The organism is Thalassotalea ganghwensis (genome assembly GCF_053485795.1).
This window is the reverse complement of record NZ_JBQRUM010000071.1, coordinates 1-477: the sequence shown is the minus strand read 5'-3', so window position 1 is coordinate 477 and position 477 is coordinate 1. Positions and strand designations below refer to the sequence as shown.

The following is a 477-nucleotide window of genomic DNA, read 5'->3' as shown; positions in this document are numbered from 1 at the left end:
ATGAAGGTGGTCGTCATACACCATTCTTCAAAGGCTACCGTCCACAATTCTACTTCCGTACAACGGACATCACTGGTGCAGTAGAGTTACCAGAAGGTGTAGAAATGGTAATGCCAGGCGACAACTTAAAGTTTGTTGTTGAGCTAATCAACCCAGTAGCGATGGACGAAGGTTTACGCTTCGCGATTCGTGAAGGTGGTCGTACAGTAGGTGCTGGTGTTGTATCAAAAATTATTGACTAATTTTTGATTAGCCAAAGTGCTTAAGAAAAGGTCGCGCAAGCGGCCTTTTTTGTTGCTCATTCTTAAACCACCTACTTTAGTAGGTGGTTATTATTAAAAAGGCTATACCTGAAATATCTACTCATGTTTAATCGCTTTTGATTTTTAGCAGAAGTCAGAAGGAGAAAAAACATGAGTAGATATGAGCAAGCATCGCATGTATTTTGGCGTTGTCAATATCATATCGTTTGGACAC

General features: G+C 40.5%; 1 protein-coding gene and 1 pseudogene. Both read left to right on the top strand.

The window, feature by feature from the left end; genetic code table 11:
- Positions 1–242, top strand: a 242-nt coding sequence (locus tag ACSLUH_RS19530; protein ID WP_448569483.1) for an EF-Tu C-terminal domain-related protein, incomplete at its 5' end; no start/stop codon positions are given.
- 171 nt (positions 243–413) lie between these two features.
- A pseudogene (locus ACSLUH_RS19525) lies at positions 414–477 on the top strand (IS200/IS605 family transposase); the annotation flags it as partial.